21 protein-coding genes and 1 pseudogene are annotated in these 24,940 nt (G+C 39.5%); 6 read left to right on the top strand and 16 right to left on the bottom strand.

Going from position 1 to position 24,940, the window contains the following annotated elements; translation table 11 throughout:
* Positions 1-405 precede the first annotated feature (405 nt).
* The 4 genes and pseudogenes from I8748_RS32210 to I8748_RS32195 form a co-directional block, all read right to left on the bottom strand.
* Positions 406-3,384, bottom strand: coding sequence for a plasmid replication protein, CyRepA1 family (locus tag I8748_RS32210; RefSeq protein WP_198128536.1), 2,979 nt, complete (start codon positions 3,382-3,384; stop codon positions 406-408).
* Positions 3,385-3,926: 542 nt separating this feature from the next.
* The gene (locus I8748_RS32205; RefSeq protein WP_198128535.1) at positions 3,927-4,190 is read right to left on the bottom strand and encodes a hypothetical protein; all 264 of its coding nucleotides are present in this window, start codon (positions 4,188-4,190) and stop codon (positions 3,927-3,929) included.
* 417 nt (positions 4,191-4,607) lie between these two features.
* On the bottom strand, positions 4,608-5,384 hold the full coding sequence (locus I8748_RS32200) for a hypothetical protein (RefSeq protein ID WP_198128534.1): 777 nt from the start codon (positions 5,382-5,384) through the stop codon (positions 4,608-4,610).
* Between the two features lie 67 nt (positions 5,385-5,451).
* Positions 5,452-5,709 (bottom strand): annotated as a pseudogene (locus tag I8748_RS32195) (IS1634 family transposase); the annotation flags it as partial.
* 179 nt (positions 5,710-5,888) lie between these two features.
* Between I8748_RS32195 and I8748_RS34785 the strand changes: the two are divergent.
* From I8748_RS34785 to I8748_RS35925, 4 genes are all read left to right on the top strand, one after another.
* A complete protein-coding gene (locus I8748_RS34785) occupies positions 5,889-6,071 on the top strand; it encodes a hypothetical protein (RefSeq protein ID WP_214662845.1) in 183 nt (60 codons plus the stop codon).
* Between the two features lie 90 nt (positions 6,072-6,161).
* The gene (locus tag I8748_RS32185) at positions 6,162-6,569 is read left to right on the top strand and encodes a hypothetical protein (RefSeq protein ID WP_214662844.1); all 408 of its coding nucleotides are present in this window, start codon (positions 6,162-6,164) and stop codon (positions 6,567-6,569) included.
* 93 nt (positions 6,570-6,662) lie between these two features.
* Positions 6,663-7,073: a transposase gene (locus tag I8748_RS32180; protein WP_404800388.1), complete on the top strand. Its 411-nt coding sequence runs from the start codon at positions 6,663-6,665 to the stop codon at positions 7,071-7,073.
* Positions 7,074-7,141: 68 nt separating this feature from the next.
* Complete coding sequence (locus I8748_RS35925) at positions 7,142-7,273, top strand: hypothetical protein (RefSeq protein ID WP_263977118.1); 132 nt, start codon at positions 7,142-7,144, stop codon at positions 7,271-7,273.
* Between the two features lie 86 nt (positions 7,274-7,359).
* On the opposite strand, the gene I8748_RS32175 is transcribed toward I8748_RS35925, so the two are convergent.
* The 4 genes from I8748_RS32175 to I8748_RS34780 form a co-directional block, all read right to left on the bottom strand.
* Positions 7,360-9,525 carry a hypothetical protein gene (locus I8748_RS32175; protein WP_214662843.1) on the bottom strand — a complete coding sequence of 722 codons (2,166 nt, stop codon included), beginning with the start codon at positions 9,523-9,525 and terminating at the stop codon, positions 7,360-7,362.
* A 20-nt stretch (positions 9,526-9,545) separates the two neighbouring features.
* Entirely contained in the window at positions 9,546-10,058 is a 513-nt protein-coding gene (locus I8748_RS32170) for a phospholipase D-like domain-containing protein (protein ID WP_198128528.1), read from the bottom strand.
* Between the two features lie 10 nt (positions 10,059-10,068).
* Entirely contained in the window at positions 10,069-15,036 is a 4,968-nt protein-coding gene (locus I8748_RS32165) for a DEAD/DEAH box helicase (RefSeq protein ID WP_198128527.1), read from the bottom strand.
* A 147-nt stretch (positions 15,037-15,183) separates the two neighbouring features.
* Positions 15,184-15,438: a hypothetical protein gene (locus I8748_RS34780; protein WP_214662842.1), complete on the bottom strand. Its 255-nt coding sequence runs from the start codon at positions 15,436-15,438 to the stop codon at positions 15,184-15,186.
* Positions 15,439-15,558: 120 nt separating this feature from the next.
* On the opposite strand from I8748_RS34780, the gene I8748_RS32160 reads away from it, so the two are divergent.
* The gene (locus I8748_RS32160; RefSeq protein WP_198128526.1) at positions 15,559-16,656 is read left to right on the top strand and encodes a DNA sulfur modification protein DndB; all 1,098 of its coding nucleotides are present in this window, start codon (positions 15,559-15,561) and stop codon (positions 16,654-16,656) included.
* A 71-nt stretch (positions 16,657-16,727) separates the two neighbouring features.
* Entirely contained in the window at positions 16,728-19,433 is a 2,706-nt protein-coding gene (locus tag I8748_RS32155; protein ID WP_198128525.1) for an NACHT domain-containing protein, read from the top strand.
* Here the strand turns inward: I8748_RS32155 and dpdD are convergent.
* The 8 genes from dpdD to I8748_RS32115 all read right to left on the bottom strand — a co-directional run bounded on the left by dpdD (position 19,422) and on the right by I8748_RS32115 (position 24,932).
* On the bottom strand, positions 19,422-21,689 hold the full coding sequence (dpdD, locus tag I8748_RS32150) for a protein DpdD (RefSeq protein WP_198128524.1): 2,268 nt from the start codon (positions 21,687-21,689) through the stop codon (positions 19,422-19,424). The genes I8748_RS32155 and dpdD overlap by 12 nt on opposite strands.
* A complete protein-coding gene (gene dpdK, locus I8748_RS32145) occupies positions 21,686-22,207 on the bottom strand; it encodes a phospholipase D-like domain-containing protein DpdK (RefSeq protein ID WP_198128523.1) in 522 nt (173 codons plus the stop codon). The genes dpdD and dpdK overlap by 4 nt, the downstream gene beginning before the upstream one ends.
* A gap of 6 nt (positions 22,208-22,213) precedes the next feature.
* On the bottom strand, positions 22,214-22,645 hold the full coding sequence (locus I8748_RS32140) for a hypothetical protein (protein WP_198128566.1): 432 nt from the start codon (positions 22,643-22,645) through the stop codon (positions 22,214-22,216).
* Positions 22,638-22,982, bottom strand: a complete 345-nt coding sequence (locus tag I8748_RS32135) for a hypothetical protein (protein ID WP_094330697.1) — start codon at positions 22,980-22,982, stop codon at positions 22,638-22,640. The genes I8748_RS32140 and I8748_RS32135 overlap by 8 nt, the downstream gene beginning before the upstream one ends.
* Before the next feature lie 147 nt (positions 22,983-23,129).
* Positions 23,130-23,399 carry a hypothetical protein gene (locus tag I8748_RS32130; RefSeq protein ID WP_198128522.1) on the bottom strand — a complete coding sequence of 90 codons (270 nt, stop codon included), beginning with the start codon at positions 23,397-23,399 and terminating at the stop codon, positions 23,130-23,132.
* Between the two features lie 300 nt (positions 23,400-23,699).
* Positions 23,700-24,167: a hypothetical protein gene (locus tag I8748_RS32125; protein ID WP_198128521.1), complete on the bottom strand. Its 468-nt coding sequence runs from the start codon at positions 24,165-24,167 to the stop codon at positions 23,700-23,702.
* Between the two features lie 2 nt (positions 24,168-24,169).
* On the bottom strand, positions 24,170-24,514 hold the full coding sequence (locus tag I8748_RS32120; RefSeq protein ID WP_198128520.1) for a hypothetical protein: 345 nt from the start codon (positions 24,512-24,514) through the stop codon (positions 24,170-24,172).
* A gap of 61 nt (positions 24,515-24,575) precedes the next feature.
* A complete protein-coding gene (locus I8748_RS32115; RefSeq protein WP_198128519.1) occupies positions 24,576-24,932 on the bottom strand; it encodes a hypothetical protein in 357 nt (118 codons plus the stop codon).
* Positions 24,933-24,940 lie beyond the last annotated feature (8 nt).

Genomic DNA, 24,940 nt, shown 5'->3' with positions numbered 1-24,940 from the left:
ACTGTCTAAGGTATAACAAAAAATCTAAGGCTAATTTTCAGTGCTCGCACTCCATAAGAAGTTAAACATAAGTTAAATTTCTAAATATAATTAATTTATTTAAGTTTTAGGTGTGATTGCATATTTAGCCATTCAACCGTAGATTGCCACCAGTATGGACATCAAAATAATTTTTTAACACCAACCTGGGCTTGAGTTTGAGGTTCTTGAGGAGAAAATCGAAATTTATCTAAACCTTTGGAACTCTCATTCCCAAAAATGGCTGTTGACTTAGTTTTTCTTTCGGGCCAGACCGCCCTAGTTAATATATATATCTAATTTGAGGGGGGTCTGGACAGGTGTTTTTTCTGCTACCATCCCATACATAGCTTATATTGCATCTGCATAACTCTTATTTTTATACTACTATTGGGGTTTGTGCGCTCTATGTTCTCTTTGCTGCCGACGATATTCTATTACCTGTTGAACAAAAGCAAGGTCATCAGTCTTCAGCCGATAATATCTCACACGTTTTCCTTGCTCTTTTGGTCGGCGTGATACAAAAGTAGATAGTTCTAGTTGATTGAGATACTGACTCAAAATCCACATAGGCGGCTTATTGGGTGGAATAGTGAGATTGAGGATAACCTTAATATGAGGTGCAAAACGGTGGGAAAATTCTGCCATAGCCTGAATAATTGGCTCGTTTTCGGTAAGCTCAACCCCAGCCATCATCTCAGTCAAAATTTCTCGTAGCCCTAGCTGATAACGCACTAACCAAGTCGTAGAATGATTGCTCCAATCAGTACAAATGGACAAGCGGTCACGTTCGGCTTTATCCTTTTCCACAATCAATGTTGGCGGAGTCATCAATTCTATTCCTGGCTCATAAATGATTGTTTCCCCAGGCTTTGCTAGAATGGCTTCTAATGCAATTATTTTGCCAATCAATTGCCCTCCAGCGTCTTTAGCAACTAGTTCCGGTGTAACAGTCATGCCGTAGGTGTGCCTAATACGGTACTTCTCAAACTCCAGCATCTGTTCAGGTGTTAAGTAGTCATAGTGCAGTCTGTTCGCGTAGGTTTCTCTATCAATATCTTCAGCATTAGTGACTTTCGTGCAATGCTCTGTATCGAGAGCAATACTTGCTGCTTTTATCCATGCAGCAGCTCTATCATTAACAGAATCCCCAACAATAATAATGCTGTTGCCCATCTGAACTAATAGCGATCGCAAATCAGCTCGCAAATTATTAATTGACTTGTTTCTTTGAGCTTCTATTTCACAACTGATATTTAATGCCCAATCCTTTTCTGCGCCACGGCTGCCTGTTTTGCAGTCAATACGGATTAAAAAGGCAGTCATCTCATTTTTTTGGAGAATTCTTTCCTTAATGCGCTGTGGATTAGTTTCGGCATAACCAAAAGGCGGATGAAGAGCAGCCCAGACATACATCGGCACGTTTGGACGATACCGCCATAGCTGTTGAGCGCATTCTGTAGCTGATTGACTTATAGTGTGGAAAACACCAAATATTGCATCAAAATGGTAGTTGCAAATGTCAACCCCTGAACTCAAGCTAGGGCTAGCTAACAGTACATCTAAATCCTCAATAGCAAAATTAATTGTCTTAACGAAACTAATATTCTCTGGAGAGGAACTATTTTCAGAATGAATAGACCAAATCCTCAATTGTCGGTCTTCCTCTGATTCTGTCGCTAAGTCATCAGTATCTTTTAGGATAGAACAGTTATTTAAAGCACGTTCTAACTTCTTGATGAAACGCTTGCTGTCACTGACCACCATTAGGCGTTTACCCACCATGAGTTGAGCATGGATCTGAGCTAAAAGAGTGCTGCTATCTTTCCCTTCATACCAGTAAACATTACGTCCGCCTGACTTCCACTCATTTTTGATGATGTAAGGTTTTTCACCCATTGGACGCATCGCTAAAAAGAAATCAATCGTCGAATCATTTAAGTGAGCATCTGCTAACACTACCAGCTTGGCATTATAGATAAGGTATTCTAAAACCTCTAGTATTTCTCCTCTATGTTCTTTACAGGTGTTTGACTTCAATAAATGAACAAGATACTGACAGGCCTCATCAATAAAGATGCAATCATAAGCTTGTAAATCGTTTGCCATTTTATACAGTGAATCTACTGTAATACTAAGGGCGTGAGCTTTTCCTAAATCTTTATGATACACATCCGAGTAGATATCGGTTTGTAGCCGTTCACTAAGATTTTGTAGCAGATTAACTCTATGGCCACAGTTAAGAAAGCGTTCTTTTGGATACTTTCCTCTACGATTTGCTATCAATTCCGTTTTTCCAGTACCCATATCAGAAATTAAGCCAACTAAGCCTTTTCCAGGCAGTCCGTTTATTACCTGTAATAGGTAGCGGCTATTGACTGTTTCATCAGGTTTATATTTATAAATTCCTCTGTTTGGTAGAACAAAAAATGATTTTTGATAATCCGTAACAGTGAGGGCATCAGCAATCAGAGTAAGAGTAGTGACAGAATTATCAGCTTTTTTACCAAGAGCTAGAACCCAGTCATCAATACCTTTTTCTGGCCCTGGCAGCACAGCAACTTCACTTTGACAACCTTGCCTCAAAATAGTTTTACAGGTGCGATGGGTGGCTTGAAAAATTTGTTGTTTAGTTTTGGATTTGGTTTCGTAGTCGAACAGGATGACAAACTTGCGTCCCTTTTGCGCTAATGGTATTAAATCAGGATGTAGTTTTTCAAAGTCTTTTTTCCCTACTCTTCCGTTCCAAATTCCTGGTAAGCCGATAGCAACAAACCCCAGCGTTAAAAGACAACCTGCTTTCTTTTCACCCTCAGTAAGAATAATAGGAATTTCTCTGTGTGCTACTACCCAAGCCCAAAATCCTAAAGCTTCTCCTTCTTCAGTAATGGTAATATCCTGAGGCATGGGAACGTTATAACGCCTTGCTACCATCTGCCAAATATGTAATGGCACTCTCAGATAAGTAACACGATTTGGTGTTTTGGGAGGCGATTCATATTTGACAATCTTTTGGTTATACTTCTGGGTGTTTATATCCCACTCCTGTCTAGGGTAGTCTGGTTTAAATCTGCCCCAATCCATTGGTAACCAATTATTTAATGGGTCAAGTCCACTAACCCACCATCCTCCTGCTTCGATATGGGCATATTGTTTTAGATACTTGTTTTGTAACCGCCCATCATTACGTCTAGCAGTTTGTGGTAGGGGATACAATAAATATTCGTAGCTGATTGCACCATCTAGAGAAAGAACATTTAAGCAGGTTAGATTTACGTCTACACTTGAATTAAGTACCCATTCTTGCCAATGTTTTTCTATTAATTTAGGATTGTCCGAAAATTCATTGATGTTTGTAGCTTTCATAATCAACTCCAAATGTTGTCGCAGCATTAAAGGGGCGACATAATGCCGCCGCTTCAAAATTGCTGGCTATGTTTGCGTTAGTTACAAAATCATCAGCAGGTTTCCTAACACAAGTATTTTTTGTGCTAAAAAATGATTTATTTCAATTGCAAAAACTTGGTTAACAATGTCCGAGACTTGAAGTTCTTAATGTCAACATCTATTTAAGATTTAGGCAGTATCAAGAAAATTATTGGCTAGTTATCCTCAGCGATCCTGCATAATTTCTAAGTGAGGATAATGCACCATTCATTTTTCGATACTAGTCTTAAATTCTGAAGAATTTACTGAGCCGTATTTTTGCCATTGCTGGTAAAATTATGCACAAAAGATATTTTTTGTAGTTCGGCGATAACTGATATGAACAGCGATCGCTTTTTTATTGCTTTCGCCAGCGTTGCATAGTTATATGTATAATCAAGAATTTTGGAGAGAATACTTTTTGCACTATGCTGAATCTGCTGTTTTCAGATATCTGTGCTTTTTGAAGGTATCTAAAATTCTTACCTTGATTTTCGCCGTTTTTCACTTTCCAAACTCATCAAATAACGCTCAATTTCTCTGTGATGAGCATTTGGATTATTTTGATTAGCAAACCAATTCAAGCACAGGTCAAGATTATATCGAATGACCCTTGAATTGCCATTAGGTCTGATGTAATGAATTCCTTCGAGCCAATCACCACGTTGCCGGATTGCCTTCAAAGTGTGAGGACTGTATCCAAGCCTTTGTGCAAGAACGTGCTTATTACAAAATGTAAAACTCATAAAAACTCCTTTACCTTTCACGTCTATAGTGATTTGCTCCAAGTTAGAAGAAAGGGTGGCAACTTTCTTCCAGTTCTCTGCACACCCTGAGTTTCAAGTGTTAGTCACTAAAAGTTAGATATTTTTCAGGCGTGTTGGGCTTTATCGTAGAAAGTTGGTGCTAGAGGAGTCGAGTTTTGTGCAACCTTTTTTTCAGCACACTGTTTGTAATGAAGTACATCGTTACTTGGGTGATATTGAAAGTGACCAAATGACAGTAGTTCTGGCTATCTTTATCAGTCATCACCTAAAATTTAAGAAATCATCTTGTGTTAACTAATATTAAGTATTAGTTGCCAAACAGAAGCTATCCAGTTTGCAAGACACAGCAAGACACATAACTGGAATAGGCATTCAACTTAAACCTTTGCTTAGTTTTCAGGTATCTGGTTTTAAAACTTGCTTACCGTGTTTCTCGAAAATAATTAAACTTCTGTCTTCCAGTAAATAGCCTAACTGGAGTTTGTTGTTGCGAATTTCTCGGTGACAGCGTTTAAGAGTGGCTGTAAATTCAGCTAATTGTCTTCGACGAAATCCTTCATCTTGCTGGGCATGGTAAATAGCGTAGATATACAAAGCTTCCGCAGCAGGGAGGGGGAGGTCAATTAGTTGTGGCTGTTTTTTAAACGGCACTTTTCCAGAATCCTCTAGATACTTGAAGAACTCATTTCCCTGTTCTGCCCACTTGCGCTTTCCTTGCGGTTTAACTTCCTTAGTGACGTTAATTAGACCAGAACCGCGCATAGCTCGGTACATTAAATCCCACTCAACAGCACACCAAAATTCCTCAAAGGAATCAAACTGCTTTTGAAAGCGGTAAAAATCTGGATATAAATCTTGATAAATAATTGCGGCCATTGCCCTATGTGCAAGAGAGATTTCTGCATACGGCCGATAAGGTGCTTGTTCGTTGACAGCATATATTTTCTGTAGTTCTTTTGCATCGATTAGCAACGCTTGTTGCCAGTTATTAGTTAATCTGGCGTGTCGGCGCATTGCTTCCATCATAATTTTGCCGTTGCCCTGTTCAACGGTTTTTATATCTGAGTACCTGTCTCGAATGATTTGATCTGGTAAATTGTGCAAATAATTCAATGCAATAAAGGTTGCAGGCGAAATGGAAGGTTGCGCGAGGGTTTTTTTTGCCTTGTTCATCTAACTTCAAACTTTTCAAATTTAAATATCTATTTTAATTACTCACCGTTCGCGTAATAGAATTTGACTAAGAGGAATTATCTACAAGATTGCTATAAATATCAGGAAGAAGACCAAGCAAACTAATAATTTCCTGTTGTAGAGGGTTTAAAGGAGGAACATAACCAAAACGCTGACCACGAGCTTCAATAATCGTCAAAGTGATATTAGAAAAAGCACGTAACAACCGTTCAGCAGTAGGTTGAGCAGTGCGTTTTTTTGGATGTTCTGGATACATTCCAGCAAGAGAGTTGACCTCAATTACAGTCAGTTGTCGTCTAACAACTTCAAGGGGCGACAATCGCCTCTAAACCAAGCCAGATAACGGCTTAGGAGGTATAGAACCCTTGAAAAAATTAGGTGCTTATTGAGAATGAACTGTATAAGGGTAGTAGGCTTTTCTGTGGGGAGCGGTTTTGTGGTAAAAAAGAACGGTCTCGTAATTTGACCAAGACCGTCGAAATAATGCTGGCATCATTTTATCAAAACTTCTTAGAAAAATACTTAAATAAAGCACAGTTACTTACCCTAAAAATGTTGGTGTGGTTACTACAAAATCAGAAACAGGTGAGGATTATTGATTGGCAGCAACCTTACCTCTACCAATACAACAAAACAGTCGTAGACGGCATATACAAAGGTTTTTAACATCGAATGCTTTGAGTGTAGTCTTATTGTGGTTTCCCATCATTGAAGCAATAATTAACCAACATTTTAAAGTAGGGTCACAATTAACCATTGCGATGGATAAAACGAGCGTGGAAAGAAAATAATGTGTTGATGGTGAGCGTGATTTATCAAAAAAGAGCTTGGCCAATATATTGGTGTCTGTTAGAGAAAGATGGTTGCAGTAACTTAGAAGAACAGCAAAAAGTATTACGCCCAGTAATTCGGTTATTAAAAAAGTACAAATTAGTGATTATTGGGGATAGAGAATTTTATAGCATCGAACTGGGAAGTTGGCTACACAAGCAGAATATAGGTTTTGTACTCCGTCAAAAGAAGGATACGGCTTTCCGGGAAAAATGGCAAAAATTTCAGCCTTTAAGTAACATTGAGATTTATCCTGGTATTCGTCAATTTTATCCCAATGTTAAGTTGAGTCAGAAAAAAGGGTTCTTCAGTTCATTTTATGGAACAGAATAATAAATAAAACCTAAAGATAGGCTAGATTTATTGCCGTGACTGGGTTTTAAGTTTTTGAGTCTTTCTATAAAACTGTGATTTTAATGCTCCACCATAAAACCAACGCAAGAACCGAAAAAAGGTTTTGGTCGGTTTAATTTAGCAGTCTACTGGAAAAGAAAGTATAGAAGTAAACAAGAAAAGGAAGCTTGGTATTTATTAACTAATTTGCCTGATTTAAATACTGCCCTCAAAATATATACTCAACGCTTTGGGATTGAAGCCATGTTCAAAGATTGTAAAACTGGTGGCTACAATTTGGAAAGCTCTCAAGCCAATCCTGATAGACTTGTACGTTTAATTTTCTTAATCGCTTTGGCTATGACCAGTGCTTGGTTACATGGGCAAAGAACTAAATTTCAAAAACAAGAATCATATATTTGTCGTAGCCAAGAAAAAAATAGAAATGAGAAACGTCACGGTAATTTCTGGATAGGTTTATATGGTCAAAATTGGATAAGCTAATGAGCATTTAAGTTGCATAACCCCAAAGCTGAACCGCTTACCACAAGCAACTCACCCCGGAAAAATGAATGACGATTAGCTTAGAAGCTTTGCATGAGTGTCAAGCATGGGTCGAGGAACTGGTCGGTTTTAGTCGCAATAAGCAAGCATATTATCAGCGAGGTTTAAGGGCTATGAAGCTTATACAACAAACACTTTAGAGGGCTTGTCGCCCCTTGAAGTGGACAACATAAAGAAATTGATGTGATGAAATTAGATTTTTCTAAGTGTGTAATCAGCCATTTTATTATTGCACCTTATTAAGAATTGCGCGAACTACACCACTTTTGCCCCGACAAGCTAGAAAAAAGACATTACCTGTTAAAGTACCATCTTTTTTTAAGTCAGACACAATTTGACTTAAATCATGACCCATATATCCAGTAATTACTGCAATTAAATTACAATTGCTTATTTGTGCCTGTACGTTACTGCGACTTATATATGCTTCACTTGAGGGGGCAACCTCAACACAATTTTTTAAACCGTAGTTTTCGCACAATTCACGGATGACTTCTCGTCGAGTTGCTTGGTGTCCACCCACTAACGCAAGATTTATAGATGCCAAGTTTTGAGTTGTTGATACTATGTTTTCATCTGAAGCTACTTGTACATTCAGCTTAGTAGCTTCAGCACGACGTTGTTGGCGATACTCAACAAGCTCATTTGCTGAATCCGAGTTAAGGTAGAATAAAGCACGTTTTAAATCTTGAAAAAAAGGTGCTTCGATTTCTTCTTGACGTAATGCGTTATCTATTTCAGCAATAGCTAAACCAAAATAGTCATTTGCTAAACTTTGACGTAAAGTAGGTTGCACATTTATGTATGCTTCCAGTCCTTCAAGTAATTCAAAATACTGTAGCGAACTGATTTTTTGTTCGATTGCAAATTTTCTTACAATACCTAGTTCATTGTTTAAATCTTCCCACTTTCCTACACTAGCGAGCCAGTCTAGCCAGTCAGCATAAGCGTTGAGCATTCCTGACGTGTTTTGTACCTGCTTCCACAAATCTAATCTGTCTTTTAATATTTCTTCTGCTTCTGGTAAATCCCGCAAGCGTACTCCAGCTAAATTTACACATAACTCATAATAACTAACTTTATCATCATCATAAATATCACCAAAACCATCAAGATTAGCAACTCTAGCTATTAAAACGCGGTCTGATAATGTTAATTTTTCATCAGCTGTTTCTAGGAGTATTTGATATACCTCTCCTGCTTTGACTGGATCGCCAACTGTAGCCCATAATTTTGCTAAAGGTAGCAGAATTTGAACTCTACGTTCACCTCCTTGCCAAGCCTTTTCTAGAAATTCACTAGCTTGTGTTTTCTCCCCTAAGTTATAAAGGGCAGCACCACGCAATCCTGCCAATGCTGGTGAAAGTTCAGAAATTACCTTGGGTAATAATTCAATTACTTCTTGGAAACGTTGACTATTTAACAGCACTTCTGCATGACGTTGTTGCAACTCTTCTGTCTTTTCGGTAATTGATTGATATATTTGTAAAGCAGATTCGGGATTATCAATTGATACGTAAGAATCAGCTAAAGCAAGTATTACATTAATCGCTTTGGGATATTTGTTTTTAAGTTTATCCAGTTGGGAGATACGTTCGCCTGGTTCAATTTCTAATAACTGTGTCAATTGTTCGTTGAGTGTAGCTCCTTCTATTTTTGGTAAGGGTTCTTGAGCAACTAAGGACAAATGCAGAAGTTTTCGTACTTCGTTAGCTTGACGTAACCTCTCTAATTCAGGTAAAAATTCTTGTGCTAATTCCTGGGCAGAACGTAATAATTCTGGGGCATTAGTTTCTTTATAAATCTGGAGATGGGCACCAACTAACTGCTCAACTAACCTCCCAGAGACAGGTAGAGCAAAAACAGCAGACCTTTTGACCTTGAAAAGTTCCACTAGCTGTTCATTTTGTTCTGTGTTGGCATACAGTGCAATTAATGTTCGTAGAGCGTTACTATCATTGTTATCAGATTGTTGAAGTAATTTCTCCTCGACTTGGGTGGTCAGCCCAGCAGCAATCTTTTGTTTAAGACGACTTTGATTAATTTCTTGAACTGAACTAGTTGGCCTAACATCGTCATTATTTAATTGTTTAATTACTTTACGAAATTGGTTTTGCCATGTTCTAAAATCTTTTATGCTTACTGGCTTTTTGGCAACATCAACATTATTTAAAGCTCTTATATGAGCTTCTATTTTGAACATGGTATTGTCTATGTTATTTTCTATCAAAGTGACATAGATAAAGTGGGTATAGTCAGAATGTGTTGCGGACATTAAACTACTAATTGTGAACCCAGCTTGGCGAAGTCTTCGGTGAATTTCCTCAGCCTGTCTTTGTTCATCACACTGAAGACGTAGCCCTATTTGATCGGCACGTTTCTGTTTTGTCACAATTTCATATCGAAACGCCATTAAAGTCGCAATCCTTTTTCAAAAAACTCTTGACAAAGTTTACGCATTTGGGCAATATTGCGCTCATCGTGATAATAGGTAAACATTTCTATGTTTTGATTCACCCCTCCAGCAGTTAAATTTAGGGAACCATCGATTGCACCGTAACGACCAACATAAGCTTTTGCGTGCAATTCGGGGAGGGTTCGTACCTGGATGCGATCGCTTTTATTGCCGAGTTGTCTCAATAAAGGATGATATTCTTTATCGCTACCTACTGTGATGTACACTTTACCGCCATTGGCGGCCATTTGATGCAGAATGTCAAACAGGTGTAGTGCTTCTTGCTTTGTCTCTACAATTTCCCCAAAAGAGACATAATAGGGTTTTTCTAAACGGAAATTTGTTACCCAAGGCGAAACAATCCAAAACTCGTAACTGCCTTCTAGTTGTGATGCTAAAATCTCATTGAGCAGAAAGTTGTAAAGCATTGCTTGACCACTGGGTTGCAATTGAGTTGATTGCTTTGCCATTGGCAGAACCTCACTTAATAGGACGAACTGTTACTTGAATGACAGGTAATTCGTTTGGTTGTAAGTCGTTAGGGTAAATAGTTTGAATATCGGTAATCATTGGGTAAACCATGCCGATATCTGTGTCGATACCTGCGTCTGTCAAGTAGCTAATTGTGACACAGAGGGACGCAAGATTATCGCTTCTTACCCGTAAGTAAATTGTTTGACAGCCATTTTCCAGCAAGGTTCTCATTCTTTCACTGATGTCAGTACCGCTGACAGTGCCATCTAATTCTAAGGTTTGAGGAGTACGAACCTGATTTAACCATTCCGTCAGTAGGGGACGATTAAGAAGGTGACGACTTAAACCTGGCGCTTCGATGTCGCCACTGCGGTCATCTAGGCAACTGGAACAATTGCAGCGACAATTTAAAAGCATCCTGCGTTCTACCCCTGCTTCAAATGCTTTACGTGCTTCGTTATCTGAAGCACTATATTCGGCTTCATAAATTTCAAGTAAGCGCATTAACTCTGGATAGGGCGGTGATTGTTGATCGCGCCTAGCTTTAACTAATTTGCGGTAAAGTAGTGCCGTTGCTTCAGTAAATGTAGGATCGCGTCCTAGCTGTTCGGCACACTCAGGAAGAAACTCGTGGTTAATTTCCCGAAAAATACGCCAGTTAACCAAAGGTGTACCCCCTAGTTGTTGAACGTAGTCGGGAATAAAAACCCGAAAGATGGCTTTGAGTTGGGCTTGGCGCATAGGCACACCCAATTGTTGCCGTACCTGTGCCATTAACTGTTCAATTTTATTTTGGCGATCGCTAGATTTACCTGCTGCTATAATTTCATTTACCCTAGTTGCACATCCTTCTAACCAAGACTCAGGTTGTGCTAATAAATGACGCAAAAAAGCTTCCTCTTGGGCAGTAGTACAGCGAGTCATTTTGTTGGCAAGGGTTGTCCAGAATTTATCAGCATGGTTGCGAAGCAAGTCATGGGTTGCCCGCATTACACCAATACCTCCCATACCAATTTCGTACAACCAAATCCGGTTAGCCGCCGTACCCTCAAAGTCAGCGTGTAACTCAGTCCAGGCTGCAACGTAATTTAGTGCCTCAACACCTGCAACTTCTTGGGCTACAGACTTTAAAGCTTGAGTCAGACTATACTGAAAGCTGTCCCTTAAGTATTGCTGATAGCTCAATCCACCGCTATGAATTTCAGCATACAAATTCACAAATATCGATAAATAATCATTGCCACTATTTATGAGGTGGTAAACCGCTTGTTGATTTTTGCGGGACAACTGTTGTATGCCATTAATTGCTTCTGTCAACCAACGGTCAAACTGACTGTTACCACGAGTAAACCAATCACGCAGCCCTTCAGGTGTTCCTCCCTCTCCACCACACCATCTATCTGCCATAGTCAACAGCACATTAACAAGATATTCAGCAGCAAAGTAGTTTGCCTGATATTCAACCGTGAGAACACTAACAAAGGCATGGTGGATGGCATGGTAACACAGATTTTTCTGTGTCGAAGCAGAAAATTGGAGCTTAGTTAGCAAATCGGAATTGAGATCAAAACAAACTCCTTCCGTCAATATCTGGTATCCTAAAGCACAGTTACTCAGGCTCTCCTCGTCTGCTGTAAAACCCACGACTCCACGAATTTCTTCAGCTGGTGAATTGTGGAATTTAATCGTGTATTCACTTCCCAAAATAATTCGCTGCACATCTAACAAATTAAGATTTGCAGTTTCGTCACTGTGAAAAACAACTCGTTGTATTAATTCTTGCCCTAATGGATTGCAAACAAGTGAAGGATGACCAGGCTTAAGGGTATATGCGGGCGTGGGAGTATCACCTCGGACAGGGCGAATTGCTACCGCACTGATAGCGTTAGCCGAACAGGAGTGGGCTAATGATTGTGTATCTTGGGCTGCATTTTCAGAGGTACGGCTTTCAGATAATTCTCCTGTTTCTGGGTTACACCACCAAAATGATGAGTTATAGTCTCGACTAAACTGCTTAGGCTTAATTGCAGTGGGACGATATAAATTCAAAAAGTTGGTACTTTTTTTACTAATGTCAACTTTCTTTAGCGCCCGTGTTGGCAAGTTAACTGTATTTGGAGGGTAGTTTAAGGGGCTAATTTTATAATACTGATTAATGGCTATTCGGGAAGGTTCTCCATCAGAAATTTCCGGTGGTATCCAAGTTGAACCCTCGCCACCGCGAAATGTTACATTACCTGGGATTGTTTCGCTCACCGCCAAACTGATACTTTCAGAGTTAGGCTTCTTATTCGGGTTGTTATTATCGGGACGGTAGTCAACTTGCACCTCTGGCAAATTAATGTCAGAAAATAAATTTTCTGGTAAGTGCTTGGATAACAAATTTCTCAATTCTTTGGAATTAATGCGCTGTGTGTTTTCGCGCTCAAACTGCGGATTTACTCCCTTCATTAAGCCTTCGTAGAAAATTTGGCACAAAAATCCTTCTGACTCATCGTCAAGTACCTGTTTTATGGCATCGTCTGGGATTGCAAAAGTTTGTTTGAGATAATCTTTAAATTCCAGCAATACTCCCAAATCCAAACTTTGCTCCATTAAATACTCATACCCTTGCCTAGATAAATTATCAAGTTCAAGGTCAATTCCTGCACAACTTGCACGGGTTACTAACCAATCAAAGAAAGCGTAAAACCCATGAATTCTTTGCAGGTATCGGTTTTGGGAATTAAGAGGAAGTTTTTGGAAAGTAGGATCTGTAAGTATGTGTTCGTTACGAAACAAAAATAAGTCAGTAGATTTATAGGGGCTGAGTACTGTAACTACAATTGGTCGTGTGCCAACTTTCCGCCCTCCCCGACCTTTACGCTGTACAAAACTAGCGACATTTACTGGTGCTGTGTATTGTAAAACACACATTAATGCTTCGTCATCGTAACCTACTTCTAAGGCAGTCGTTGTAATTATTAAGTCATCATCAGGCTCGATAGTAATTGAGCGATCGCTCCCCGTTTTCCGTATAATTTTTAGGGGTTGCTGGCGTGCCTTTCCTTTCTGACTGAGAACCCACCAACACTCGCCCGCTTGGAAAAATGGGCAAGTCAAATCTGGTTCTTTGCAGTTTTCGCAATCACAGTTAGGGTTAGTATTCGCACCAAAAAATTCTGGGAAAAGCTGTTTATTTAATGGTGGGTAGCGGTACCAATAAAGGGGTATATCTCGAATAGGACAAGATTGGGCTGGTATTCCTTGTTCTTTGTATCTGAGGCGGTTCTGACGTTGCTCTTTCTTTACTTTCTCAGCATCTTCCATCTGGTATAAGCAGCGACCTGCAATGTCTAGAGACTGGACAAAGCCAAATGTGCGGTAACGCTTGAGGTCTGAATCTGCGGATGGTTGCGGCATAGTGTGTAAGACGCACATCGCCGTTTGAATTAAAGTTGAAATTACAGCAGTATCTTCGTTATCCTCAGCCCGGACAAATACATAGCGTTCGGCACCAATTGTCTGCATTTCATTATCTTGAGGGTATACCCGTTTAATGCGAGGAGCAGGTATACCAGATAACTCCGACAGAAATTCAATTGGCTCTGAAATAGTGGCACTTAATCCTACAAATGCTAAATTGCTTTGTTCGTTGCGATGCTGCTTACCCAAACGAATCCTAGCCATCAATCGTCGCAGTAGGAGTGCTACTTGAGTCCCTGCGGTAGAAGTTTGTAGGTGAATTTCGTCTAACATCACTACCGTTGGCGCACAAAACTGATCGTTACCAAACAGGTATTGATATTTCGTGGATAACAGCCGTCGATGAAGTGATTCTGTTGTAGCAATGAGCAAATCAGGTGGATGCTTTGCCATGACATCCTCCCTGGCAAACTGGATAAACGGATATTGCTTGTCACAGATAGGACAAATCAAGGTTTGTGGGTTTGTGGGACGCACAAGTAATCGTTGTTTATCTGTTTTGCAAGCTTTACCATCTGTACCTACACAGTAAGCAAAAGGTGATAGATAACCTGCATATTCTTCGCTAAAAGTCCAGCCCCGTTGCTTAGAAAGTTTTTGTTGGCGATCCGCAGTGATATCTTGGAAGTCTCGGATTTGATAAACTGCTGCACCACTTTCTACCCCAATTGTCAGTTGTGGAAGATTGTACTTTGCTAGGACTTGGTTGAGATAAAATAATACTTCAATAAAATCAGTAAGTTGATTTTCAGACAGTGCAACCCGTGGGTAAATGCAAATCGCTTTAACCCCTTCTCGCCCGCGCAAGCAACGTTCTAGCACCATCTTGGCGAGTACGGGTAAAAAGAAAGCGTAGGTTTTACCTGCTCCTGTGCTAGCAGTAACTACAACGCCTTTTTCGATACCTTCTTGTGCTTTTAACTCGATTGCTTCGAGAATTCTTTCTAAAGTTCGTTTTTGGAAGCCACTCATCTGGCGTAGCTTCGGGAGATAGGTGTCAATTACCTCTAAAATTAGGTTTGCTGTTCGCTGTTGCTCTGTATCACCACTAAGTAAAGGTGTCATGCAGCTTTGTACTGCTATGTTCCTTCGAGGTACGCGACGAGAAGCGACACTAAACTTAATATCTGCCACTAAACGCTTGCTATTGCTGATGCGGTGCGCTACTTTGAGGTTGTTTTCTCTAACAATTCTTTGACGGAGTTTTGATAGCAACCTTACAGTTTCTGCGATTCGACTGCGAAAAATCCAGCCATCAAGAGACTCTTCTTGGTTAAAGCGGATAATTTGCAAATCCTGTGCAAGTTGCTCTAAAGCCTTTCTGAGAGCTTCTGTTTTGTCTTGAGCAGTTAATACAATGTCTTCAGAGGGTTTAAAGTTCTCAATTACTTCAATCCCTGCCATTGTTACATCGTAAATGCCATAGGCAACTTGTTCTGCTTCACGTTGTTCAATGAAGGTTAAAACTTCATCAGCCAGTCGTTTAATCGTGTCAGAGTCTAAGCTCATGTTTTTGGACTATAAGGTAGATGAACCTAGTAAGCTAGAATTGGCTAATTTCACATCAGATGACAACGCTTTAGCTAGCGTCAATTTTTTTCTGCCCATATTTTTTTGAACGAGCTCTCCTGCGTTACCAAGCATTTTGCACGCTTATTAGGTGTCCTCACTTTTTCTCCGACCCATATTTGAACGGGCAGTCCTGCGCTGTTCAAGAAGTTCTTCTTGTAGCAAATTTTGCTTGTTTTCGTCTTGCCAATCTTTAATCAGTCGCTTCAGAGCTACGTTTACGATGTCTTGTAAACTTGGGGCATCACTGGTTCGATTGGGAGCAAGCATTTGCTCGCATGAGTGTCTAATTGTGTACAACTGGGCATAAATTTCATCTGGAATCCGTGCTTGGTGAGGCAATGGTTTTACCGCTGCTACATATCTCACCCCAGCATAAATACACAGACATAATTTCTGCTACCATGTATGCTTGTATGCAAGGTTAGGAAATTTAAGTTAACCTACAGATAAAGCAAAGTAATGTTTGAATTGGTTATTAAAGGCGTGCCTGTACAACGCGGTCAGGCGTGCGAGCATATGAGTTATGTCGCCAGCATCACATTTGGAGATGTTGCACGATTGCTGAATGACGGTCATCTATATATACCGAATATCCCAGATTTACCAGACTTTGCTCAACGCAAACTTAACGTGACACGAGTCAAGGCGATCGCTCGATATATCCTAAAGACTTACCAAGATGGAACTACATTTTTTCCCCCGATTTGCGTTAATGTCCAACCGTCCCCAACTTACAGAGACGGTAATATCTATCTTCCTTACCATTCGGTTAGTTTGCGTTTAACCGATGGTCAGCATCGATGCTATGGCATTCGCCAAGCATTGCAAGATATTCAGGTGCAAGAATCAGAGTATGCCATTATCCTTTCACAGTTAGAAATTGGCGTGTTGATATATGCAGGACTGTCATTAGAAGAGGAACGCCAAGCTTTCCGCGACCAAAACCTATTAGTTCAACGACCAAGTGTGTCGCTATCCCATGCCTTTGACAAGCGATCGCCCACGGTTTTAATCGCCAAGAACTTGATCTGCCGAGTTCCTCAGTTTCGTGACAATGTAGAAACAGTGGAAAACGGCTTGGGTAAGCACAATCCCAAGTTACTCACCTTATCAACATTAGTCACCGCTACTCAACGGATGTTCCCCAATTTAAAATCTCAAACCGATTTAGAATCTCTGATTGATTGGGCGACAACGTTCTGGGCAGCAACAGCAAGCATTATCCCTAATGATCCTTGGAGAATTATGAATAAACAGGAACGTGCTACCCAAAGACAGGAGTTAGTAGCAGTTAGTGCTGTTGTTTTTCAAGCCTTGGGTATGTTGGCTCATGATTTGTTAGTAGAAAGAGTTCCGGCGGAAGATTTAGTTAAGTGGTTGAGTAGATTGCAAGAAATAGATTGGCGGCGCGACTCTCAGTTGTGGCGAGAACGAGGAGTAACCCAAGTTGGTGCAAGCGGAGAACCAATCATGTCTAATACAAAGACAACTGTTGATGCTTGCCATCGGGTTTTGCGTGAGTTTGTCGGTATTATTTCGATGATTAACGCATCTTGAGGGTGTCAAAAGCAAGGGAAGGAGTATGCGGTATTATTGATAGCTATAATGTGGAATAATACATAAGTACCATGACTGACTACAATCTCGCTGGATTAAATACACGCTCCTTTGAACAATTAATTCAAGTGATCGCACTCAAAGTAGTCAGCCCTGGAGTTGTAGTATTTGGTGATGGCCCGGACGGAGGACGTGAAGCTACTTTCAATGGTCGGACTCGTTACCCATCTGAGGATAATCCTTGGAATGGATATATTGTCATTCAAGCCAAATTTAGACAACGACCTCAAAATTCACAAGAAGATGGTGAGTGGGCGTTGAAGCAGCTAAAATCTGAACTTGAGGATTTTGCTAATCCCAAAAAACGTAGTCGCCAACCTGATTATTATATTTTCGCTACAAATGTTGTTTTAACACCTGTACAAAATAAGGGAACAAAAGATAAAGCATACGATATCTTTCAGGAATTTCAAGATAGCGTTCCTTTGAAAGGATATGATATTTGGGATTATGACAAAATCAGAGCTTTTCTAGATAATTTCGAGGATATTAGGCGAGCTAATGCAGGTTTTATAACTTCTGGTGATGTTCTTTCTCAGATTATGGACTTTATCGAACCGCGCAAGGAATTATTTGCTGACCAGTATACCAACCCAGAGGATATTGAGGTACTGGTGCAGAAGGTGCGATCGCATTTCGACAAAACGATACAAAACGAGTGCGAAACCTTGTGTACTTTCAATCTCCTCTATTCTCCTATGCAGGGGAATCTCAGCCAAATTTATGTGCAGACTAAGCTTAATGAATCGCAACAGTTTAGCTCAGAGGAGTTTAGTCAAGAACGACGATTATGGGAAGAAGTAGTAGTGAAGAACCCTAAGTTGATGGTGTTGGGTAAACCAGGTGCGGGTAAAACTACCTTACTGCAATATATTGCTGTTCACTGTGATGAGGTTGATTTTCAACCTAAGCCTATACCTGTTTTTATCAGTTTGAGAACCTTGGCTGAAAATGCCAAAAGTGCAGATGAAATTAATTTAATGAGGTACATTCGCAGAAAATATTGCCGTAGTCATATTTCAGAAAAGGAATTAGAAGTATTACTAGACAACGGTAGATTATTGTTTTTGCTGGATGGCTTGGATGAAGTGACAGAAGATAAAAATGGAGCAGTTTTCAAAGAAATTCATCACTTAGTTGATGAGTATGACGATAATCGAGTTATAGTGACTTGTCGAAAAGAATATCAGGCGTATAAATCTAAAGCTTTTGGCAATTTTATTTTATGTAAAGTAGCTGATTTTGAACAACTAGAAATAGATATATTTATCAAAAATTGGTTTGCAGAGAGTCAGGAAGCTACGCAAATACGCAAAGAAATATTAGCAAATAATTTAATTATAAATCTGAAATTAGAGAAAAATAAACGCATACTAGAACTAGCTGATACACCATTGCTACTTCACCTTATTTGTTTAATTTTTCAAGAAATAGGAGATTTACCTGCTAAAAGAGTTGACGTTTACAAAGAAGGAATTAACCTGCTGTTAGAGAAATGGAACCAATTTAATGACCGTGTTCAGCTAAATATAGCTGAGTTGAGAAAGGCTTTAAGGCGAATAGCAGTTATTACTTTTGAGGAGGGTAAGTCGTCTTTTGAAGAAGGAGAAATTTTGCCTGATATCGACAACTGTTCCAGTAAGTTGTCTGAAATTGAAGTTTTATCTGGCCTATTGGTAAAGAAGACATGGAAAACCTATGCTTTCTCTCATCAAACCTTTCAAGAGTATTTGATAGCTGAAGAATTAGTCAATTCTCAACAAGGTTGGAGAAAACTACTGATTCATATTACAGAACCGCGCTGGCGCGAGGTATTTTTCATGGCGGTTGAGATGTTGCCTAATACTGATACTTTGGTACGTTTATTTACGCAAGGCTTTGAACAGCTAGTTAAGTATAACGAGAACAATTGCTGGAATAGATGGAACGAAGATTCAGAAGATGATGGTTTAGAAAAGAATCTCGATTTTTCCGAAGTTGAAATTTCATTTAATGAATCAAACTCCGATAATTATTATTTACAAGATTTGATTAATCAGAAAAGTTCAAAAATAAGTTTGTTGAATACAAATTATAAAGGTTCAGCAGTTCGAGCTTTCTATTTATTTAGCGATTTTATTCTATCTTCCTTACATACCAACAGAGGAGAATACTTAGGCTGGTGTTTTTTATGTTTATCAACTGATAATATTATGGAGTTAGTTTGTGCAATCGATAGCAATATTCGTCGTTCATTTGACTCTTGTTTTAGTATAAAAGACAAAATTGAGTTGGACTATTGTATTGTTCTTGCTTTTGAAATTGCTATTGAATTATTTGATTGTGAAAACATTGAAGAATATAAGCTGATTTATAAAATAACTAAGTTATTTGAATCGATAATTACATTTAGTGAAATTTGCCAATCTAACTTGTTAGAGTCACTTATACAACTCAAAAACAAACTACCACAGTTAGATACAAATTCAGAAAAGATTATAAAGTTGTGGGAGAATGAAGATTTTGAATGGTTTGAAGACTTCAGAGATTGGATAGTCGAGCATCGCAATATAGGTAATCAGGAGTGGATTATGGAGGAGGAATTAGAAGTTATACTACGCTATTATCAAACCAATAAATTGCTAATAGATTGTCTCAATCAAAGTCAAGTATCTCCTGAAGTCCGCGCACTTATTGAAGACAACCTATTCTTACCTCTTGATTCGTCATCCAGCTAAATACTCCCGTATAGTACGCAGCATACTTGCACTACCTTTACTGTTAACTAAAATAATCGGCGCAAGATGTGATGGACGATTTGCTTCAATAAAATCTGTGGCTGCATGTTTAGCACTAGCCGTCACCATCACAACAATGTCAGAATTTTTCACCCACTGACGCAGCCTATCGTTACCTCCCTTGTCATGGCTGAGATAAACTGTCACTTCTTTACAAGCTGCTTCTAAAATACTTTTTACTCTGATTGCTGCGGTTTCTGTGAGAGTGTAAATAAGAACAGATTTACTCTTGAGTTTTTGGAAAATATTGGCTTCAATTTCCAGATTTTGCTCGACTAAACTCGCTTGTTCGCCAAGCAAATCTGGAAGCGATTCTCCTAAATGTAAATCTTTGACTAAAGCGCGAAAGATTCCCTTTTGTACTTCATCAATACGTTCTGCAAAGCGGTATAAGGTTTCAGCCACAGCAAATAAAAGTTGTTCGCGCTTTTGTTGGACTGGGCAAGGGTATGATACTAATACATCAATAAAGTCAAGCACCCAATCAATCTTTTTGGGTGAGGCGAACCTTTCCCAAAGCTCCAAAGCATAGTCTAAAATCTCTGTATATTTTGCTGTATTAACTCCCAAAGTTAAAAGAGCGATCGCTAAATCATTGAACAAAACCAAATCAACATCTCCACCCTCTGTACTCAGAACTAGCAGTTCTAGCAGCGAGTGATAAAGGGTGAGAAACTCGCCACGGGGAAATTGTTCATCTTTTTGAAAAAACGCCAGCAAGTAGGGAAGCGCATCGTGCAGAACAGATTCAGCTGTTGAGCCTACTTTATTTAACAATTCGTAAAATTCTGCTACCGCCTGTGGTTGTGTAAGCAAGCTAGTGACATCCCACTCGGCAGAACCCTGGCGTGCAGTGTATAGCGCACGTTCCCAACTTGGCTCTTTGTCCAGTTGCAACAGCCACTCCAGCCAATTTGATGGGATTGCTTCTGCTGTTGGGGTATTTTCAATTGTACTTTCCTGGTTTCCTCGTAGTTGAGTAAGAAAATCTTGGTTCCAGCGTACCTTCACCAAGGCTGTTTGCTCGTCAGTCGTCAACTCATGGAAGGCTTCCAATGCAGCTTTTTCGACTGCCAAAGTTTGCAACTCGTAGGCGCATTGGAGGAGCAAGCGAACTTTCTCTTTCGATGACGGAACATGACAAAGCAATGAAAAGGCTTGGTCGAAGTCTCCGTTTTTAGATAGCTGTTCGGCTTGTTGCAAGGGTTCGCCTTTGCTGTCTGGGGTAGCATCTCTTAACAGTGCAGCTAACCTTTGCAAATAGCTGCGGTGAGTTTCCTCAACTTCCCCAATTGCCAGCAGTTCATCTCGAAGTGCTGGTTTTGCTGGTTTTCCACCCACCGCCAGCAGCATAAATAATTTCAGTACTTCCGGGATTTTACTGCCTGCGCGGACTGCAAAAAGATTGTGGTAACGGGGGAAAACTACTTCTTGGAAATAGACTACAGCACTGCCGGGGGCATTATTGTCCTCAAAATGTTGCAGTTCATTGCGGTACACTGCTCTAAGTAAGGCTTGGGTAACTGCAAAGGGTCGGCGAACCTGCAAAAGATTGCCTAGTTCCGGGAGGGTAAGCAACTCGTGCCATTGCTCCAGTTCTGCTAAGAGTTGCACCCGCAGGAACAGCAGATTCAGCGCATCCAAGCGATGCTGGTCTACAAGGTATTGTAGTGAGTTTTCCGCAGAAATGCGATCGCCTGCTTGCAGCGCCATGTAAAAGTCCCGCAGTACCCGACCTGTGGGACGGGGAATATCTGCGCTCCGTTTCACCCGTCTCTCACTCACCCGGCGCATCCGTTCTAGTGCTTCCCAAATAGTAGTCGCCTGTCCGCTCAATTTGACTACTGCACCGCCAGTAAATTCATAAACTGCCAATTCTACAGGGTCTTGTAAGTTTAGTTGCGCTCTTTGTCCCCGGAATGTAGAGTAGGAGGGGCCAACGAATGCCATCAATTCTTCACTCAAAGAGCGTAATTGGCGTTGGCTTTGAGCTATTCCATACCAATCTACACGTTCTTCATGCCAACGGGGGAGAACAGTTGGTTGAGGTTCAGCTTGGGTCAGTCGTTCCACCCAAGGACGAATTTTGGCATGACTTCCTTCGCCGCGTTCAATTTTTACCAGGTCTAATTGATTACCTGTGCTAAAGAACTGCTCTAGAAAGCGGCGGACATCAGTATTGCTAGGATTGGTCATGGTTCCACCCCTCCCCAACGGTTAGTAAAAATTACCTGTTGTTCGGCGATCGCTTCTGGGGATGTTTCGTAAGTTACAACTTCCTCATTGATTGTAATACCGTTGTATGTGAAGTTCATCGAACCAGCAAGATAATACCCATCTCCCAGGATACCTTTTGCATGAAGTTCTTCGGTAATGTGGAATCGCACGGGAAAGTTTTGATAGTCAGTTTTGACTTTGATTTGTTCAATAAATCTGTGGTTGTGAGAGTCGGGACGAGTAGCAATGTGTACAGTCGTTCCGCGTTCTGCTAGAGTGGCGAGGACTTGAGAGAGGCGAATGCGGGAACGACTCCATGAGGGTTCTAAGCACAAGAAGGTGTTGGCGGTGTTATCGATAACGGGGATGTCAGATATCCACGGGGACACAAGCCACACGCATTGGCTGGGGGTGATAAGTTCAGCGACGAAGATTGTTTGGAGTAAGTCAGAGATTTGGCGGGAACTTAGGCGGGAGTGAATATAGCGGGAAGGCATTTAATTTTATTCAATCTGAGCAGATTCTTGTTGTAAATTTTGGCACGAGCGCAAATATTCTAGAATCAGCAAGCGTAAGTAATCGAGCATTCTAATATAAGCTTTTATTTGCCTGTAGTCTTCATCGGTGACAAAGTAAAATTGAGCAATAGTTGGAACATCAAAGACGTGCATAGTTTGCAATCGCTCAATTGCCTTCTCTTCATTTTCGATTCTACCCCTTGCCTGAATTTGACTGGCATAGCCTCGGATATCCACTGTTAACAGTTCGATTTCTTCTAAAAGAGTAAATTCTTCATCAGAAGCAGGTGATAGAGAAGCTAATTTTTTTCGTTCTTCTTTGGTATTTTTATAATCGTCAGTTAGCTGCTGTAATAGGTGAGTGATGTAGTTTCTCGTAATTTCAGGGTTTTGAGTATTGAGCATTGCTTTAGTCATCATTTACTCCATAAGTGACTATTTTTTCAACACCAAAATTATCGGGTCTTACAATTAAATATTCATTTCCTTTTCGATAAACTGCTGAACCATCTTGACGATATCCTGTTTTCGGAACTCTGACTGCTCTTTTTTTATTGAAGCTATGGGCTTTTCGCAGATATTTCAATGGCTCGAATTCTTTTCTGGAAGCATGGTCTAAAATACTCTGAGCTACGCTGATATAGGTAGAAGCATCCCACTCAGCTAGATACTGCTTTATTTCTGCTACTTCCGCCTCGGTGTATCCTTCATATAACTGGGCTAGAAAGGGATCTACAGGTGTTTCATCCGGCATCAGTTTTGAACTCTGGTTGGATTAGTCATGATATTTTCACAATGCTTTAGTTCTATTTTGCCTGGATTAATAGGGTAATGGTAAAACGGTCTGGACTCAAGTATTCTGGAGAGTGACAGTATTCGCAGAGATATTCAGCTCGTTTTCTTACAAGTCTTCGAGTTTGTTCGGATACGATTTACTTTTCGCCGCTAGTTGAGCGTTAATCAAGGTAAATATTCGCTCTAATTCGGAAATGCCCATATATTCAGCTTCTTCTTCAGGGGTGAGCGTATCAGCTTTTTTCTTTTGCAACAGTTCTTCAAAACGAGACTGTAGCTCATCGGTAAATTTAAACAGATAAATATCACCGAATTCGCTCATCCTGATACCAGAAGAAATTAAGGATGAGGGTTGAACCATCAATTGAATAGTCATTGTGTGTTCACAGTGCCTTTGGTTCTATTGTGCCTCAATTAATCAACGATCATAGCGTTGTGGATGAGTGCGATGCCGTAATTCTCAGATGATTCTATGTATAAGAAGTTTTGCTGATGTTACCGATAACGAGGATACAGGATATCCAAGGCAAAAAACCACACAGACTGACTGCGGTTGCTGAGTGAAGCTACGAAATTGTTTGCAGTAAGTCTGGGGTTTGATGGGTACTTAAGAGGAGTAGATGTAGCATAAGGGCATTGTTAATAAATCACAAATATAAGTTACGCTGATTATTAACTATTGAATATTAATAAATAGCATTTTTTGGTTATATAATTTATTTAATTTTGAGTAATCATGACTTATTTCAGGATTTTGCTGCTTAAGTTTCTTAATTAAATGATCAATTTCATTACTGTTTTCAGTATCTAATTTACTACCATCATTTACTTTGATGTAGTGAGAAATAATATAAAATTTAATAGCTATCCACATATTTTTATTCATCATAAAAAATCTCGATTGTGGATTGATAAACTGAATGTCTTTCTCTAATAAAGTCTCAATCTCTGGAGAATAAGCACTTATTTGAAGTGATTCTAGTTCAACTTCTTGAAAGAGCCTATCTCGCACAGAACTTTCATTATCTAAATTTCGTTTTGCTAATAATACTTTAACTGCTTCATATATTTCTTCTTCTGAAAGAATTTTAGCGGCATTATCTTTGAGTATTTTTTGTTTATAAAAATATAATTCTTGAGACACTTTTATTTACCTCTTACTTGCTTGAGATAATCAACTAATGACTTCAAATCCCCCAATTTTTCTAAACTTATAATTAGTTTATTAACTTGATTGCAGTCATAATATTTAATATCTATACTGGGATAATCATCCTGTAAATTATTAATAATGCTTATGGCTTTATCGTTAATTTCATTAACAGGGAAAACATAACGATAACCACTGGGTATATTTCCTCTCTCCCAACGTTTTCTAAGTTTATTTACAGATTGCTGTAAATATGAGATATCAAAATAACCTTCCATATTTGTAGGAGAAGTTTTACATTCATATATATAATTACCTTGTTGAAAAAACTTTGCTTCCATATTAAATAGTGATAAAATTTTTACAAAATTATTGGAAAATTTTGAATTAAAGTAGTTAATTTTAAGCTACTGACTTTCGTTTATAATATGCTTTAACCTCATATTCTCTACCTGTTTTACTTTTGGCTAAATAACCACTCACAGCAATAATTTTTCCTTCCATCAAACCTGTAATTAGTTCATCTGCTCTCTTAGATAAAGCAACAAAATCAGTTGCTGGTTCAGTATCACCTAAATCATCTACATAGTCTATTCCTGGCTTCATGCCAAACTGATCCATTAAATCCTTTAAAATAGATTTAAATGCTACATCAATAACTTTTCCTTTTTGAAAAGGGTTCATGTTATTGAAATCAGGTAAATTCGCAAGAGCCTGAGCTAATGCATTTTTTATTTGATGAACTGGAGTAGATAGCATGGTGCTGA

It is taken from the genome of Amazonocrinis nigriterrae CENA67 (genome assembly GCF_016056305.1).
Taxonomy (GTDB): Bacteria; Cyanobacteriota; Cyanobacteriia; order Cyanobacteriales; family Nostocaceae; genus Amazonocrinis; species Amazonocrinis nigriterrae.
This window is presented reverse-complemented; position numbering and strand designations above follow the sequence as displayed.

Coding starts and splice junctions, on each gene's coding strand:
- I8748_RS32210 (WP_198128536.1), bottom strand. CDS start 3,384: ATGAAAGCTACAAACATCAATGAATTTTCGGACAATCCTAAATTAATA.
- I8748_RS32205 (WP_198128535.1), bottom strand. CDS start 4,190: ATGAGTTTTACATTTTGTAATAAGCACGTTCTTGCACAAAGGCTTGGA.
- I8748_RS32200 (WP_198128534.1), bottom strand. CDS start 5,384: ATGAACAAGGCAAAAAAAACCCTCGCGCAACCTTCCATTTCGCCTGCA.
- I8748_RS34785 (WP_214662845.1), top strand. CDS start 5,889: ATGCTGGCATCATTTTATCAAAACTTCTTAGAAAAATACTTAAATAAA.
- I8748_RS35925 (WP_263977118.1), top strand. CDS start 7,142: ATGACGATTAGCTTAGAAGCTTTGCATGAGTGTCAAGCATGGGTCGAG.
- I8748_RS32170 (WP_198128528.1), bottom strand. CDS start 10,058: ATGGCAAAGCAATCAACTCAATTGCAACCCAGTGGTCAAGCAATGCTT.
- I8748_RS32165 (WP_198128527.1), bottom strand. CDS start 15,036: ATGAGCTTAGACTCTGACACGATTAAACGACTGGCTGATGAAGTTTTA.
- I8748_RS32160 (WP_198128526.1), top strand. CDS start 15,559: ATGTTTGAATTGGTTATTAAAGGCGTGCCTGTACAACGCGGTCAGGCG.
- I8748_RS32155 (WP_198128525.1), top strand. CDS start 16,728: ATGACTGACTACAATCTCGCTGGATTAAATACACGCTCCTTTGAACAA.
- dpdD (WP_198128524.1), bottom strand. CDS start 21,689: ATGACCAATCCTAGCAATACTGATGTCCGCCGCTTTCTAGAGCAGTTC.
- dpdK (WP_198128523.1), bottom strand. CDS start 22,207: ATGCCTTCCCGCTATATTCACTCCCGCCTAAGTTCCCGCCAAATCTCT.
- I8748_RS32140 (WP_198128566.1), bottom strand. CDS start 22,645: ATGACTAAAGCAATGCTCAATACTCAAAACCCTGAAATTACGAGAAAC.
- I8748_RS32135 (WP_094330697.1), bottom strand. CDS start 22,982: ATGCCGGATGAAACACCTGTAGATCCCTTTCTAGCCCAGTTATATGAA.
- I8748_RS32130 (WP_198128522.1), bottom strand. CDS start 23,399: ATGACTATTCAATTGATGGTTCAACCCTCATCCTTAATTTCTTCTGGT.
- I8748_RS32120 (WP_198128520.1), bottom strand. CDS start 24,514: ATGGAAGCAAAGTTTTTTCAACAAGGTAATTATATATATGAATGTAAA.
- I8748_RS32115 (WP_198128519.1), bottom strand. CDS start 24,932: ATGCTATCTACTCCAGTTCATCAAATAAAAAATGCATTAGCTCAGGCT.